Raw genomic sequence first — 14647 nt, forward strand, 5'->3', positions numbered from 1 at the left:
CGCGTTCAGGCCGGGCTACCCAATGGTCTGATTGCAATCACGGTGGGATGCTTTAGGCTCAAGGTATCCCAAGACAATAACAACAGGCTTACCGATGAGCCACGTACCTGAAAAGATGAGCCTCAGCCCGCTGCGCAAGTTCGTTTCTCCTGAAATCATGTTCGGTGCCGGTTGTCGGCACAATGTCGGCAATTACGCCAAGACCTTCGGTGCACGCAAGGTGCTGATCGTCACTGATCCGGGGGTCATCGCCGCCGGTTGGGTGGCTGACGTCGAAGCCAGTCTCCAGGCCCAAGGCATCGATTACTGCGTCTACAGCGCGGTCTCGCCCAATCCGCGGGTCGAGGAAGTGATGCTCGGTGCCGACCTTTACCGGGAAAACCATTGCGATGTCATCGTCGCGGTGGGCGGTGGCAGCCCCATGGATTGCGGCAAAGGCATCGGCATTGTCGTTGCCCACGGTCGCAACATCCTCGAGTTCGAAGGCGTCGACACCCTGCACGTGCCCAGCCCGCCGCTGATCCTGATTCCCACCACGGCGGGGACGTCGGCTGATGTGTCGCAATTCGTGATCATCTCCAACCAGCAAGAGCGGATGAAATTCTCCATTGTCAGCAAGGCGGCGGTGCCGGATGTATCGTTGATCGACCCGGAAACCACCCTGAGCATGGACCCGTTCCTGTCCGCCTGTACCGGCATCGACGCCCTGGTGCATGCCATCGAGGCGTTCGTGTCCACCGGTCACGGCCCGTTGACCGACCCCCATGCGCTGGAAGCGATGCGCCTGATCAACGGCAACCTGGTGCAGATGATCGCCAACCCGGCGGACATCGCCCTGCGGGAAAAAATCATGCTGGGCAGCATGCAGGCCGGGCTGGCGTTCTCCAACGCAATCCTTGGGGCCGTGCACGCGATGTCCCACAGCCTGGGCGGTTTCCTCGATTTGCCCCATGGCTTGTGCAATGCGGTGCTGGTGGAGCATGTGGTGGCGTTCAACTACAACTCGGCACCGGACCGTTTCAAGGTGATTGCCGAGACACTGGGCATCGACTGCCGGGGGCTCAACCACCGACAGATCCGCACTCGGTTGGTGGAACACCTGATTGCCCTCAAGCGCACCATCGGCTTCCACGAGACCCTGGGCCTGCACGGCGTGAGCACCTCGGACATTCCGTTCCTGTCGCAACATGCGATGCACGACCCGTGCATCCTCACCAACCCTCGGGAGTCGAGCCAGCGGGATGTCGAGGTCGTCTATGGCGAAGCCCTCTGACGAGCAGCAAAAAGCCCTGGAAGGGCTGCTGGGGCTGGGCAATCACTCGACGCGCAAGAGTCACTATCCGGAACTGGCGGCGCGCCTCGATGAGCTGGAGCAGGCCCGGCAACACCTGCAACAGCTCAATGATCAACTGGAACAGCGGGTGGCCGAGCGCACCGATGCGCTGTTGGAAGCCAACCACAACCTGCAGCAGCAGATTGCCCAGCGTGAGCTGGTCGAACAGCAATTGCGCGATGCCCGTGACGTCGCCCAGGCCGCCAACCGCAGCAAGGATAAATACCTGGCCGCCGCCAGCCATGACCTGTTGCAGCCACTCAACGCGGCACGCCTGCTGATCGCCACCTTGCGTGAACGCCAATTGCCTGCCGCCGAGCATGTGTTGGTCGAACGCACTCATCAGGCGCTCGAAGGGGCAGAAGACCTGCTCACCGACCTGTTGGACATTTCCCGGCTGGACCAGGCCGCCGTCAAGCCCGACCTGGCGCCGTATCGGCTGGATGAGTTGTTGGGGCCGCTGGTTTCCGAGTTTCAATCGGTGGCCGGCGCCGCGGGGTTGGAGCTGCGGGTGCGCTTTGGCGACGAAGCGGTGCTGACCGACCTGCGATTGATCAGCCGTATCCTGCGCAACCTGCTGAGCAATGCCTGCCGCTACACCGCTCAGGGCGCAATTCTGCTGGCGGCCCGGCGCCGGGGAGGGCAGTTGAGCATTGAGGTCTGGGACACAGGGCGGGGCATCGCGGCCGATTGCCTGGAGTCGATTTTCCTCGAGTTCAATCAGCTCGACGTTGGTCGGGCGGCGGATCGAAAAGGCGTGGGCCTGGGGTTGGCGATTGTCGAACGCATCGCCCACATCCTCGGTTACCGGGTCCAGGTGCGTTCTCGGCCGGGGCGGGGCTCGGTGTTCAGTATCGAGGTGCCGCTGTCCGCCGAAAAACCACTGCCCGTGTCCCAGGTCCCGGTACAGGCGGTCGCCGGCAACCCGCTGCCGGGGCGCCGTCTATTGGTGATCGACAACGAACTGAGCATCCTGCAAAGCATGGCCGCGCTGTTGGGGCAGTGGGGCTGCGAAGTCTTGACCGCCACCGACGAAGCGGGCGCCCTTGATGTGCTGCAAGGGCGCGCGCCGGAGTTGATCCTGGCGGATTTCCACTTGGATCATGGGGTTGTGGGGTGTGAAGTGGTCAAGCACCTGCGCGAGCATTTCCACCAGGCGATCCCGGCCGTGATCATCACCGCCGACCGCAGCGACCAATGCCGCCGCGCCTTGCGCAAGCTGGATGCGCCGCTGCTCAACAAGCCGGTCAAGCCTGGCAAGTTGCGGGCGGTGTTGAGTCAGATGCTCGGATAGGTTGGTGCTGTAGATACTCTGTAGGGCTGTGTAGGAGCTGTCGAGTGCAGCGAGGCTGCGATCTTGCCCTGGCCGCTTGAGTCTTAAGCGAATGAATTAAAAGATCGCAGCCTCGCTGCACTCGACAGCTCCTACACAGATCCCACTCAACTCCTACGCGAATCGGTCCCGAGGGCCATTAAAATGCCGTCATTTGGTCGGCGTTTTTGCCCGGAATGTAAAAAGACGCTTCGATCTGTTTATTTCCTTATGTAAACTCCCCCCGCTGCGACAATCGGGCACGGCCATGCCAGGCCCGATGAACACCGTTTGCAGCATCCCTCACCCCAGCTGAAGCCAAGACCTACAAGAAGTCAGCGCCGGAGAGACATAAACGAGAGGCCGACGTATTGCTCGGCCCTGTAGGTCCATCCTCCGGTCCTTCTCGATAGCCGCCCTGCTGGCGTTGCCGGCCATGGCCGTGGTCTATCCTTGATCAGGACAGGTGGACGGAATGGCGTTCATCCTAGGGATACACACATGTTGAAGAAAACACACACGGCGCTACTGGGCCTGGCGATGGCGATGGGTCTTGCGACCACGCACGCCGCCGAGCCAAAAAAAGTGGATGTCTTGCTCATTGGTGGGGGCATCATGAGTTCGACACTCGGCGTCTGGCTCAATGAGCTGGAGCCGGGCTGGACCATGGAAATGGTCGAGCGCCTGGACGGTGTTGCCGAAGAGAGCTCCAACGGCTGGAACAATGCCGGTACTGGTCACTCTGCGCTGGCCGAGCTGAACTACACGCCGGAAGACAAGAACGGCAAGGTCGAGATCGTCAAGGCCGTTGAAATCAACGAAGCTTTCCAGATCTCCCGTCAATTCTGGTCCTGGCAGGTCAAGAACGGTGTGCTGAAGAACCCGCGTTCGTTCATCAACTCCACGCCGCACATGAGCTTCGTTTGGGGTGATGACAACATCGCGTTCCTGAAGAAGCGCTACGAAGCCCTCCAGGCCAGCCCGTTGTTCGCCGGCATGCAGTATTCCGAAGATCGCGAGCAGATCAGCAAGTGGGTTCCGCTGATGATGCAAGGGCGTGACCCGGGCCAGAAAGTCGCGGCCACCTGGAGTCCACTGGGCACCGACGTGAACTTCGGCGAAATCACCCGCCAGTTCGCGGCTTACCTGCAAACCAAGCCGAACTTCTCCCTCAAGCTGTCCAGCGAAGTGGAAGAGATCACCCGCAACGAAGACGGCACCTGGCGCGTTTCGTACAAGAACCTCAAAGACGGTACCGAAACCGAGACCGACGCCAAGTTCGTGTTCATCGGCGCCGGCGGCGGTGCCTTGCACCTGCTGCAGAAGTCCGACATCCCGGAAGCGCGTGAGTACGCAGGTTTCCCGGTGGGTGGTTCGTTCCTGGTCACCGAGAACCCGACCGTCGCCCAGTTGCACCTGGCCAAGGCCTACGGCAAGGCTTCGGTGGGCGCACCGCCGATGTCTGTTCCGCACCTGGACACCCGTGTGCTCGACGGCAAGCGCGTGATCCTGTTTGGCCCGTTCGCAACCTTCTCCACCAAGTTCCTGAAGAATGGTTCGTACTTCGACCTGCTGACCAGCACCACCACGCACAACGTGTGGCCGATGACCAAGGTTGGTATCGAACAGTACCCACTGGTCGAGTACCTGGCCGGTCAACTGATGCTGTCGGATGAAGATCGCTTCAACGCCCTGAAAGAGTACTTCCCGGAGGCCAAGCAGGAAGACTGGCGCCTGTGGCAGGCTGGCCAGCGCGTGCAGATCATCAAGCGTGACGAAGAGAAGGGCGGCGTGCTGAAACTCGGCACCGAAGTGGTCGCGTCCCAGGACGGCAGCATCGCCGGCCTGCTGGGTGCCTCGCCAGGCGCTTCGACCGCTGCACCGATCATGCTGACCGTGCTTGAGAAAGTCTTCAAGGACAAGGTTGCCAGCCCGGCCTGGCAGGAAAAACTGCGCCAGATCGTGCCGAGCTACGGCACCAAGCTTAACGAAAGCCCTGAGCGTGTTGCCCAGGAATGGGCGTATACCAGCGAGGTTCTGCAACTGGACCCGCCACCGGCAATCGGCAAGCCAGCCGCTAACGTGGCACCGGCCAAGCCGGGCGCAGCCCCGCAAGCGAATCCAGCGGCTGACATGGCGCTGTAAGCCGGACGCTGTCTGGTGAGGTACAAGAACGCTGCGCATTGAGCGTAATGCTGTTCACTTAAGGATACGGCGCTTTTTCCGAGGGAGGGGAAGGCGCCGTTTTCTTTGGTGTTGGTGTTGGTGTTGGGTACATATCCTTTGCTGCGGTAACGGCGGCTTAGGGTTCCGCCCTGACGGCGGCTCACTTTTGAAAAGCCCGGGAGCCGGCCCAGTCAAAAGTAAGCAAAACGCTCTTGCCCCACCACTTGGCACCTCGCCTAGGCTCGGTGTGCCCTCACTCCGGCATTGCTCCGTGGGCCGCCGCGAAGGGCCATCCATGGCCCAGCGCGGCTACCTCGGCATCCATGCCGAGGTGCCCACTGCGCAATGCCTGCGTTCGGCCATCGTGGTTAACGGGGCGCCCCAGATCAAGATCAAAAGCGAGGGGGCCTAACAGCCGGCCTGGTTCTCCCGGTCGTACACCCCTCTGATCTGTGGGAGCAAAGCTTGCTCGCGAGGGGGCCTAACAACCGGCCTATCTCTCCGGCCGTACCCCCGATCTTATTGTGTGCGAGCTTGCTCGCGATAGCGGTGTGTCAGTCAGTATTCGAATTGAATGATGAATTGCAATCGCGAGCAAGCTCGCTCCCACAGGAGAAGTTCCCACAGGAGAAACGCGATCACCCAGAACCAGGTCGGCTGTTAGGCCGCCTCGCGGTGGACGTTGATCTCGGCGCCCCGTTAACCACGCTGGCCGAACGCAGGTATTGCGCAGTGGGCAACCCGGCATGGATGCCGGGTTAGCCGCGCTGGGCCATGGATGGCCCTTCGCGGCGGGCCCACGGAGCAATGCCGGAGTGAGGGCATGCCGAGCCTAAGCGAGGCACCAAGTGGTGGGGCAAAAGCGCTTTGGTTACTTTCGACTGGGCCGGCTTCCGGGCTTTTCGAAAGTGACCCGCCGTCAGGGCGGAACCCTAAGTGGCCGTGACCGCAACAACGGATATACACACCGATCCCAAAGGACAATCGCCCCCAAACGCTTGAGCAGCAGTGCCTGGGCCTCATCAAACGCATCCGTCACACCTGTACCGCTCCAGTCATCACGGCGAAGGCGAGCATCACCAGGCTGACGCCCCAGGCCCAGAAGAACGTATAGGCGATGTGCTTGCGCAGCTCTACGCCGGACAACGCCAGCGCCAGGTACACGCTGGGCACCACCGGGCTGATGGAGAATCCGGTGTTCTCGCCGATCAGCATGGCCCGGGCCACGGCCTCGAGGGGGACACCCGCGGCAGCGGCCACGTCCTTGATCACCGGCAGCAGGGCGAAATAGTAGGCGTCCGGTGAGAAGATCATCCCCAGGGGAACGCCGAAGAAGCCGACGATCACATGCAGATACTGGGCAGCGCCCGCTGGCATGATATCGATCAGTGCCAATGCCATGCCATCGGACATCTTCGCGCCGGAGAGCACGCCCAGCAGGACGGCAGCGGCCATCATCACCAGGACCATTTGCAGCGCATCGGAGGCATGAGCCTTGAGGCGTTCGGCCTGGGCGTCCAGGGACGGGAAGTTCAAGGGCAGGGCGATGCCCAGTCCCACCATGAAACAGGCATACAAAGGAAAGATGCCGGTGAACAGGCACGCCAGGATCCCACCGGTCAGCGCCACGTTCAGCCAGTAGCGCAGCTCCCGGGGAGAGAGGGCGAATTCGCGGTCTTGGGGTTGCAGGCTGTCCATGTCACACGTTGCAGCCGCCCCCAGCGACATCGGTTGGCGACGCTGGGCGCGCAAGCCCAATACGGTCGCGACAACGAGCATGCACGTCAGGCCCACCATCTGCACCGGCAGCAAGCCTAGCCACAGTTGGGTGGCATCCAGCCCCGACACGGCGGCGGCGCGTGCAGTCGTTCCACCCCAAGGGACCATATTGATCACGCCGGCCGTGGTGCCAACCAGGCACAACAGCATCGCCGGGCTCATGTTCAGGCGCTTATACAAGGGCAGCAGAGCCGGGATGGTCAGCAAGAACGTGGCGGCGCCGACGCCGTCGAGATGGACCACTGACGTCACCAATACCGTCACCAGTGCCACAGCCAGCGGTTTGCCGCCAGTGCTGCGGATCAGCAGGTTGACCAAGGGATCGAACAATCCCCGGTCACGCATGATGCCGAAGAACAGGATGGCAAACAGGAACAGTGCTGCGGTCGGGGCCACCGTGATCAGGCCGGCCTTGATGAACTCACCGATTTGCCCGAGATTGAAGCCAGCCAACAGGCAAACGATCACGGGAAGGGTGGTGAACGCCACCACCGGACTGATCCTGCGCAGCAATATCAATCCGATAATGGCGAGCATCATCAGGAAACCCAGGGTTGTAATCATGTTGCAGCCTCTCTTTTTTATTGTTGTCGAAGGTTCGCGGGCGGTGAGTCGATCAGCCTTGCGGTCCGGGCAGGCGCAAGGCCAGAAGCAGGTAACTCAGGCTCTTGCCGTGGCGATCAAGACCGCAACTGCGGTTCACCCCCCCCTCCAGAGCGTCCTCGAGCACAAAATTCAGCGCATTCAGGTTCGGCAGTTCATAGCGATGCACCTTGGAGGGCTGTCGCGTCGCGAATTGCTCGGCCACTCGGGCGCAGGTCAGTTCTCGTAGCAGCCAGGGATAGTGGGCCGGATCGTGGGGGAACAGGGCGATGCTGAGAATGTTGCCTTTGTCGCCAGCACGGGCATGGGCATAGTCGGCGAGGGTGACCAGGTTCATCAGTACCACTCCAGGGCTGTATGGATTTCATCTCGCGGCAGCAGGAAACTGCGGGTGGTAACGGTCTCGGTGAGATGCCGGCGGACGCCACCGCCACCCGCCGGCCCGTTGGTGTAGAGCGACTCGACCTCTGCCAGCAGGGCCTCCACCAACCGTCGATCGGTGTGAGTCAGGCCGATCCGCACGCGCACATCCTCCAGGGCGGGCGCCTGGGCCAGTTGTTGTTGCAGATAACGGCCGCCCTGATCGTTGAAGAGGCCGGCGATCCCGGACAGGTCGATCCAGGGTTGGACCCCGGGTGCCAACTGGTCGAAGCGCTGCAGCAGGATTTCCCGCGCCAGAGCGGCACGCGCCACGGCGCCGGGGCCTGCGTAGGATATTTCCGCCTCACCGAACCAGAGGCCGCGCACACCCGCCAAGCCCTTGAGCGTGTCGGGACGCGGATGACCCAGCAGGCCACTGATTTCAACACGGTCATCGCCCAAGTCCTGTACACGGGCCTGGCCCAGGTCCAGCACGACATCCGGCGTCAGATAGCGTCGAGGGTCGTGTACTTCGTAAAGGAGTTGTTCCTTGACGGTCTGTTCGCTGACCCGTCCGCCGCAGTGGCGGGTCTTGCCAATGATCAGGCGGCCATCCTGATGGATTTCGGCAATGGGGCAGCCGAGATTGGCCGGGTCCGGAACGTCTTTCATCCCAGGATGAGCAAAATAGCCACCGGTGACCTGGGTGCAGCACTCCAGCAGATGACCGGCTGTGGTGGCGATGGCCATTTTCTGCCAATCGTCGGCCGACCAACCCAACCCATGGCGGATCGCCCCCACGGCCAACGACGGATCCGCGACCCGGCCACACAGCACGATGCCAGCGCCCTCGGCCAACGCCTGGGCGATACCGTCGGCCCCGGTGTAGACGTTCACTGAAACCGGGTGCTCCTCGGGACCTGAGGACAACCAGCGTTCGTAACGGGGCGGTGTTTCTTCCAACAGGTCATCACCCAGCACGCAGGCGATTTTCAGTGCAGGGAAGCGGCCCGCCAGCGTCTGGCGCAGTCGTTGCGCGGCCGCCCTGGGATTGGCGGCGCCGCCGTTGGTAATGATCGGGATGCCGGCCTCGATGCACACATCCAGCATGGGTTCAAGGAAATCGAACAGGCGCGCGGAGTATCCCGCCTGCGGGTCCAGGCGCTTGCGTAGCTGCGCCTCGGCCAGGGTCCGTTCGGCCAGCAGTTCCAGCATGATGTAGCGCTGGCCGCTGCGTTGTGCCAGGTCTTGGGCCAGGCGCAGGGCGGCATCGGGTCGATCATTGGCAAAACCGGCACCGCAGCCGACGAGAATTGTTTTTGTCATGTCGCTTTCCACTGAGGGGTGGCATTGAAGGGTGGCCCCATAGTGGAGAGACTGGATTATTCTGTGAATTTTAAAGATAGAATCAATTGATTCATTAATTTTATGAGTTGGTCATGAACGTTTCTTTTCGTCAGCTTCGTGCCTTCATCCTTATTGCCGAGACTTCGAGCTTTACCCGCACGGCCGAACAGTTGCACCTGTCCCAGCCAGCGCTTAGCTATAGCGTCCGTAAACTGGAAGAGAGCATGGGGTTGCAGTTGCTCGCGCGTAACACCCGCAGCGTCGAGCTGACGCCCGCCGGTGAGCACTTCTTGCCCCAGGCCCGGCGCATGCTGCGGGACATGAACGACGCCGTGCGCGATGCTCGCGACACCCTGAGCCTGAGCCGTGGCACGCTCCGATTGGCAGCCTTGCCCACTGCTGCCGCGTCGTTCCTGCCGCTCGCCATTGCTGCTTTCCAGCGTGAAAACCCTGGTGTGACGGTGAGCTTGCTGGACGGCCGCGCCGGGGAAATCATGGGCTGGGTGCAGCGGGGAGAGGTGGACGCCGGCATCAGTTCGTTGCCTGACGATCTGTCCGGACTGAGCTTTGTGCGCCTGTTGGACGACAATCTGGTGTTGCTGAGCTACAAGGACCCGCAGCGTGACGGCCAGGACGACTGGAAGCGGCAACCCTATATTGCCCTCACGCCTGACACCAGCATCCGGCCCCTGGCAGACGCTGCGTTGCGCTATTTGAACGTCGATCCTGTGCCGGCCTGGGAAGTGGCGCACATGAGCACGGCCACGGCCCTGGTGCGCGAAGGGTTGGGATTTTCTCTGTTGCCGGCCAGCTGCACGGCGGTGTTCAACATCGGTGAGCAGTGTGCTGTGACCGCCATCGACCAGCCGGCGAAACGCTCGATCGGCTTGTTGCAACGCAAGCCGCTGGCCCAATCACCTTCGTTGAGCCAGTTCATGCAGCACTTGCGGCAGGTACTGCTCAGCCACGGACACTGAGGTTGATCGAGCAATGGCTATCGCGAGCAAGCTCGCTCCCACAGGAGGTTCGTGCCTGACGCAGATTCCGCGGCCAAAGAAGCCCCTGTGGGAGCGAGCTTGCTCGCGATAGCGATGGCCCGGCCACGCGCTATTGAGTGCCAAACATCGCCGTCCAATAGATCCCTGCATCGCTTTTGGGATCGGTCGCATACCCGGCGCCCAATTCGCGAAACTGCGGGTTCATCAGGTTGGCGCAGTGCCCCGGGCTGGCCAGCCAGCCATCCACCACCTTGAGCGCGGTGTCCTGCCCTGCGGCAATGTTCTCGCCGATCAATTGGCCCAGATAGCCGGCCAGTTCGGCGCGGTCGCCCGGCATGCGGTTATCGCGGTCCTTGTGGTCGAAAAAGTTGTTGTTGGCCATGGCCCGGGTGTGAGTCACGGCGGCCAGGGCCAAGGTGGCGTTCCAGGCCAGCGGCGTGGTGGCGGCGAAGGTTTCGGTGCCACAGCGACGCGGCTGGGTGCGGGCACTGTTGATCAGCTTCAGCAGCTTCTGGCCCTCGGCTTGCCAATCACCCAGGCGCGCCGACAACAGTGGGCGCGCCAGCACGATGCGCCATTCGCGGTCCAGGCGGCTGACGCCGATGTCGACGAACTGCGGGTCGAGCACCACCTGGCAGAAGCTTTCCTGGACGGCTTTCATGGCCGATTGCGCATCACGCGGCCCGGAGAGGCTGATGGCCTGCACGTTGACCATTGGATAGGCCGCCCGCGCCAGCGCCTGCTGCAGGTCGCCGATGCCATTGGCCGACAGGATCAGCCGGGAATCCATCGCCAGCGGTGGCAACTCCAGCGAGGCCTGGCCGGCGCAGCTTTGGGACTGGCTGCGGTAAAGATTGATGGACTCGACCAGTTGCGTCTCTTCGGTGGCCGCGGCACTGGTGGCGAACACCATGCCCAGCGACAGCACGACAAGACCCACGACGGATGAAATGGCACGCATGTAAATCTCCCTTGAGCGGACGGCGCCTATGATGCGCAATTTTTGCCCCGCTGGGGCAACGGTATTCACGCTCTCTTGAAATCCCTTGGAACGGCACCGTTGGGTAGCGTTCGGGATAATCCTCAAATAGTGGGATCAACTTTCAGGCGAATAAGTCCATTTCCGTCGTTTCAAGGCCATAAAAACCCAGATTATCAGCTCATCCAGTTCCCCCCATCAACGTTATAGGTCTGCGCCACCACGTACTCGCTCTCCGCCGAGGCCAGGAAAATCGCCATGCCGGTGAGGTCCTCCGCGGTGCCCATCCGGCCATAGGGCACCTGCTGCCCGACCTGGCGCTTCTTTTCCCCCAGCGGCAGGTTTTCGTGGCGGGCGAACAGCGCATCCACACCATCCCAATGCTCGCCATCCACCACGCCGGGGGCGATGGCGTTGACGTTGATCCGATGCTTGATCAGATCCAGCCCGGCGGACTGGGTCAGGCTGATCACCGCTGCCTTGGTGGCGCAATAGACACCGACCAGCGCTTCGCCACGCCGACCGGCCTGGCTGGCCATGTTGATGATCCGGCCGCCATGGCCCTGGCGGATCATCTGCCGCGCCGCCGCTTGCAGGGTGAACAGCGTGCCGGCGACGTTGATGGAAAACAGCCGCTCGTAGCTCTGGCGGGTGATTTCCACGATGGGCGCCAGGTCGAACAGCGCGGCGTTGTTGATCAGGATATCCAGCTTGCCCACCCGGGCCACCACGACCTCGATGGCCTGGTCGATCGAAGCCTGGTCCGTCACGTCCATTTTGACTGCGTAGGCGCTGTCGCCCAGTTCGGCGGCGGTGGCCTGCGCCCGCTCCAGGTCGATATCGGCGATCGCCACTGTGGCGCCCTCGTTGAGATAGGCCTGGGCGAACGTCCTGCCGATACCACGGGCGGCGCCGGTCACCAGGGCACTTTTTCCTTCCAGTCGTTTCATGGGGTTGTCCTTTTCGAAGTACGAAAAAAATCCTGTGGGAGCAAGGCTTGCCCGCGATGAAGCAAATGCGGTCTCTCAGAAATCGAGGTGCCTGTATCGCGAGCAAGCTTTGCTCCCACAGAGGGGTAAACCTTCTGGCCAAGGGGTGGGTGCCAATCGTTACTTCTTGGGATACCCGGCCCGCTTCATCTCCCGCTCGGTACTCGATTGCGCCGAGGCCAGTGCCTGTTCCACCGTGATCTGTCCGGTGAGGGCGGCGGTAAACAGCTTGCCGACGGACGTACCGATGGCTTGGAACTCTGGAATCGTCACGTACTGGATGCCCACGTACGGCACCGGTTCGGCGGTGGGGTGGGTCGGATCGGCGTTCTGCATCATTTTCAAGGTGATCCGGGCGAACGGTGCGGCGTTCAGGTAGGCGTCGCTGTAGGTGGACATGCGCGTGCCGGGCGGGACATTGCTGATGCCGTCCTGCTTGGCGACCAACTGGATGTAGTCCTTGGACGTGGCCCAGGCCACGAACGCCTTGGCGGCGTCCTTGTGCCGGGAGCTGGTGGGAATCGCCAGTGACCAGGCATACAGCCAGGAAGCACCTTTATGGGTCACTTCGATGGGGGCGGCAGCGAAACCCACACGGTCAGCGACCTTGCTTTGGCTGGTGTCGGTGATGAAGGAGCCGGCGACGCTGGCATCAACCCAGATCGCACATTTACCGCTGTTGAACAGCGCCAGGGTTTCGTTGAACCCGTTGCTGGTCAGGCCCGGTGGGCCGTATTTTTTCAGCGTATCGACGTAGAACTGCGCGGCGGCCTTCCATTGCGGGCTGTCGAACTGCGGTTTCCATTGCTCATCGAACCAACGGGCGCCGAAGGTGTTGGCCAGGGTACTGAGCAGCGCCATGTTCTCGCCCCAACCGGCCTTTCCCCGCAGGCACAGGCCGTACTGGCCCTGGTCAGGTTGGTGCAATTTGGCAGCGAATTCACCAAGCTGGCTCCAGGTCGGTTGCTCGGGCATGCTCAGGCCGGCCTGTTTGAACAGGTCCGTGCGGTAATAAGTGACGGTGCTTTCGCCGTAAAAGGGCAGGGCGTAGAGCGTGTCGTTGACCGAGAGGCCTTGGCGAACGGCAGGGAAAATGTCCTCCAGGTCATACTCGGCAGGCAGGTTGGTCATCGGTTCGAGCCAGTGCTTGGCCCCCCACAGCGGGGTTTCGTAGGTACCGATGGTCAGCACGTCGAACTGCCCGCCCTGGGTTGCGATGTCGGTGGTCAGGCGCTGGCGCAGGACATTTTCTTCGAGTACCACCCAGTTCAGCGTGATGTCCGGGTGCTCGCTCTCGAAGGTTTTCGAGAGTTTTTGCATGCGGATCATGTCGGCGTTGTTCACCGTGGCGATGGTGAGGGTCTCGGCGGCCTGTCCGGCCAGGGCAAACGACAATCCCGCGAACATGACAAGCGCCTTGGGCACTGTTTTCATGAGCTTCTCCAGAGCTGCGCCTGGGCGCAGAATTATTATTGTTGTGGGGGCCGTGGCGTCGGTCTGAGCGGTTTGTCGCCAATGGCAAGCCGATTACAGCAGTGCACGTGGAGACCGACAAACGCAGGGAGGATCGTGTGTTGATACTTTTTTAACGCCCTCGAGTGCGGCAGGTGCGGGTTAAAAAAGTATCGGTGGCCGGTCAGGCCGAGGCTGGCGAACCGCTGCGCACTCGGCGTAAGGTGCCCGCTATAACGATAAAAGAGGCGCGACATGCCTGATCACCGAACGCCCCTGTTCGAGCAGCGACCAGCCGAACTGGAAGTCATCCTGCCTGAGCCCGAGCATAGTTTTCGCTGGTACGAACATGACTACCCGTACCCGATGGCGCGCTGGAACCATCACCCTGAATTTGAAATCCACCTGATCCGCCAGGGCAGCGGCAAACTGCTGGCGGGCGACTACATCGGCCCGTTTGGCCCTGGCCATGTAGCGATGATTGGCCCGGACTTGCCCCACGATTGGATGGGCGACCTGGCACCGGGCGAGCACCTGCCCGGGCGCGACGTGGTCTTGCAATTCGATGGTGCCACGCTGCTGACCTTGCGCCGAACCCTGCCCGAACTGGGGGATCTGCAGGGCCTATTCGAACGCGCCCGTCGCGGCCTGGCCTTCGGCGGCGACACCGCGCGGCAGGCCGCGCAGCTGCTGGAAGCCATCGGCCCGGCCCAGGGACTGGCGCGGTTGGCGCTGTTCCTGGAACTGCTGCACACCCTTAACCAAGCCCCTGATGACGAGGCCTTGAGCCTGGCGAGCCCTTGCTACGCGCCGACCCTCGATGCGCGCAGCTCCGAGCGCATCCATAAAGCCTTCGAATACCTGCAAGCCGAACTCACCGGCGACCTGCGCCTGTCGGTGATCGCTCGTCAATTGGACATGAGCGAGCCGGGTTTCTCGCGATTCTTCAAGCGCATCACCGGGCACGGCTTCATTGACCTGATGCGCAAGCTGCGGATCCAGCGTGCCTGTCGCTTGCTGTTACAGAGTGAAATGCCGGTGACCGATATCTGTTTTGAAGTGGGCTACAACAACCTGTCCAACTTCAACCGGCATTTTCGGATAGAGATGAACCAGACCCCCAGCGAGTACCGGCGGGGCGCCTTTTCCCCTGCTTGATGGAGACGGTCATGTGAGCCCGCCGAGGCCTCGACGGGACAGCCAGCGACGAGCACGATCCACCGCCATCGCGAACAGGCTCGCTCCCACAGGGGGATTTGTGTCGGACACAGACCTTGCAGTCACCCAGAAACCAGTGTGGGAGCGAGCCTGCTCGCGATGGCGTCAGCA

At 62.0% G+C, this 14647-nt stretch carries 12 protein-coding genes; 6 read left to right on the top strand and 6 right to left on the bottom strand.

Annotated features, from left to right (window positions below):
* Positions 1-115: 115 nt before the first annotated feature.
* The 4 genes from ercA (at position 116) to Q7F16_RS02495 (ending at position 5223) form a co-directional block, all read left to right on the top strand.
* Positions 116-1273 (top strand): alcohol dehydrogenase-like regulatory protein ErcA, encoded by a 1158-nt coding sequence (gene ercA / locus Q7F16_RS02480; protein WP_085982611.1) that lies wholly within the window; start codon positions 116-118, stop codon positions 1271-1273.
* Complete coding sequence (locus Q7F16_RS02485) at positions 1257-2627, top strand: hybrid sensor histidine kinase/response regulator (RefSeq protein WP_409555554.1); 1371 nt, start codon at positions 1257-1259, stop codon at positions 2625-2627. Before ercA ends, Q7F16_RS02485 begins: the two co-directional genes overlap by 17 nt.
* 519 nt (positions 2628-3146) lie before the next feature.
* Positions 3147-4790: a malate dehydrogenase (quinone) gene (gene mqo / locus Q7F16_RS02490; RefSeq protein ID WP_409555555.1), complete on the top strand. Its 1644-nt coding sequence runs from the start codon at positions 3147-3149 to the stop codon at positions 4788-4790.
* 292 nt (positions 4791-5082) lie between these two features.
* The gene (locus Q7F16_RS02495; protein ID WP_409555618.1) at positions 5083-5223 is read left to right on the top strand and encodes a hypothetical protein; all 141 of its coding nucleotides are present in this window, start codon (positions 5083-5085) and stop codon (positions 5221-5223) included.
* Between the two features lie 623 nt (positions 5224-5846).
* On the opposite strand, the gene Q7F16_RS02500 is transcribed toward Q7F16_RS02495, so the two are convergent.
* Genes Q7F16_RS02500 through Q7F16_RS02510 form a run of 3 tightly spaced genes read right to left on the bottom strand, consistent with a single transcriptional unit; the run spans position 5847 to position 8879 of the window.
* Entirely contained in the window at positions 5847-7154 is a 1308-nt protein-coding gene (locus tag Q7F16_RS02500; protein WP_409555556.1) for a CitMHS family transporter, read from the bottom strand.
* Positions 7155-7206: 52 nt separating this feature from the next.
* Positions 7207-7530 (bottom strand): AtuA-related protein, encoded by a 324-nt coding sequence (locus tag Q7F16_RS02505; protein WP_003201468.1) that lies wholly within the window; start codon positions 7528-7530, stop codon positions 7207-7209.
* Positions 7530-8879 carry an acyclic terpene utilization AtuA family protein gene (locus tag Q7F16_RS02510; protein WP_409555557.1) on the bottom strand — a complete coding sequence of 450 codons (1350 nt, stop codon included), beginning with the start codon at positions 8877-8879 and terminating at the stop codon, positions 7530-7532. Before Q7F16_RS02510 ends, Q7F16_RS02505 begins: the two co-directional genes overlap by 1 nt.
* A 113-nt stretch (positions 8880-8992) precedes the next feature.
* Between Q7F16_RS02510 and Q7F16_RS02515 the strand changes: the two genes are divergently transcribed.
* Positions 8993-9877 carry a LysR family transcriptional regulator gene (locus Q7F16_RS02515; protein ID WP_082097922.1) on the top strand — a complete coding sequence of 295 codons (885 nt, stop codon included), beginning with the start codon at positions 8993-8995 and terminating at the stop codon, positions 9875-9877.
* Between the two features lie 130 nt (positions 9878-10007).
* Here Q7F16_RS02515 and Q7F16_RS02520 read toward each other — a convergent pair whose 3' ends face one another.
* The 3 genes from Q7F16_RS02520 to Q7F16_RS02530 form a co-directional block, all read right to left on the bottom strand.
* Positions 10008-10859, bottom strand: a complete 852-nt coding sequence (locus tag Q7F16_RS02520) for a CAP domain-containing protein (RefSeq protein WP_046062361.1) — start codon at positions 10857-10859, stop codon at positions 10008-10010.
* A gap of 194 nt (positions 10860-11053) precedes the next feature.
* Positions 11054-11827 (bottom strand): L-iditol 2-dehydrogenase, encoded by a 774-nt coding sequence (locus Q7F16_RS02525; protein ID WP_046062362.1) that lies wholly within the window; start codon positions 11825-11827, stop codon positions 11054-11056.
* A gap of 159 nt (positions 11828-11986) precedes the next feature.
* The gene (locus tag Q7F16_RS02530; protein WP_409555558.1) at positions 11987-13300 is read right to left on the bottom strand and encodes an ABC transporter substrate-binding protein; all 1314 of its coding nucleotides are present in this window, start codon (positions 13298-13300) and stop codon (positions 11987-11989) included.
* Positions 13301-13573: 273 nt separating this feature from the next.
* Here Q7F16_RS02530 and Q7F16_RS02535 point away from each other — a divergent pair, with 273 nt between their 5' ends.
* Positions 13574-14476, top strand: a complete 903-nt coding sequence (locus Q7F16_RS02535) for an AraC family transcriptional regulator (protein ID WP_409555559.1) — start codon at positions 13574-13576, stop codon at positions 14474-14476.
* Positions 14477-14647 lie beyond the last annotated feature (171 nt).

Source organism: Pseudomonas sp. Lb2C2, assembly GCF_052112205.1.
Lineage (GTDB): Bacteria > Pseudomonadota > Gammaproteobacteria > Pseudomonadales > Pseudomonadaceae > Aquipseudomonas > Aquipseudomonas kilonensis.

Excerpts from the sequence above, each read along its gene's own strand:
- ercA (WP_085982611.1), top strand. The coding sequence starts at position 116 with ATGAGCCTCAGCCCGCTGCGCAAGTTCGTTTCTCCTGAAATCATGTTC.
- Q7F16_RS02485 (WP_409555554.1), top strand. The coding sequence starts at position 1,257 with ATGGCGAAGCCCTCTGACGAGCAGCAAAAAGCCCTGGAAGGGCTGCTG.
- mqo (WP_409555555.1), top strand. The coding sequence starts at position 3,147 with ATGTTGAAGAAAACACACACGGCGCTACTGGGCCTGGCGATGGCGATG.
- Q7F16_RS02500 (WP_409555556.1), bottom strand. The coding sequence starts at position 7,154 with ATGATTACAACCCTGGGTTTCCTGATGATGCTCGCCATTATCGGATTG.
- Q7F16_RS02505 (WP_003201468.1), bottom strand. The coding sequence starts at position 7,530 with ATGAACCTGGTCACCCTCGCCGACTATGCCCATGCCCGTGCTGGCGAC.
- Q7F16_RS02510 (WP_409555557.1), bottom strand. The coding sequence starts at position 8,879 with ATGACAAAAACAATTCTCGTCGGCTGCGGTGCCGGTTTTGCCAATGAT.
- Q7F16_RS02515 (WP_082097922.1), top strand. The coding sequence starts at position 8,993 with ATGAACGTTTCTTTTCGTCAGCTTCGTGCCTTCATCCTTATTGCCGAG.
- Q7F16_RS02520 (WP_046062361.1), bottom strand. The coding sequence starts at position 10,859 with ATGCGTGCCATTTCATCCGTCGTGGGTCTTGTCGTGCTGTCGCTGGGC.
- Q7F16_RS02525 (WP_046062362.1), bottom strand. The coding sequence starts at position 11,827 with ATGAAACGACTGGAAGGAAAAAGTGCCCTGGTGACCGGCGCCGCCCGT.
- Q7F16_RS02530 (WP_409555558.1), bottom strand. The coding sequence starts at position 13,300 with ATGAAAACAGTGCCCAAGGCGCTTGTCATGTTCGCGGGATTGTCGTTT.
- Q7F16_RS02535 (WP_409555559.1), top strand. The coding sequence starts at position 13,574 with ATGCCTGATCACCGAACGCCCCTGTTCGAGCAGCGACCAGCCGAACTG.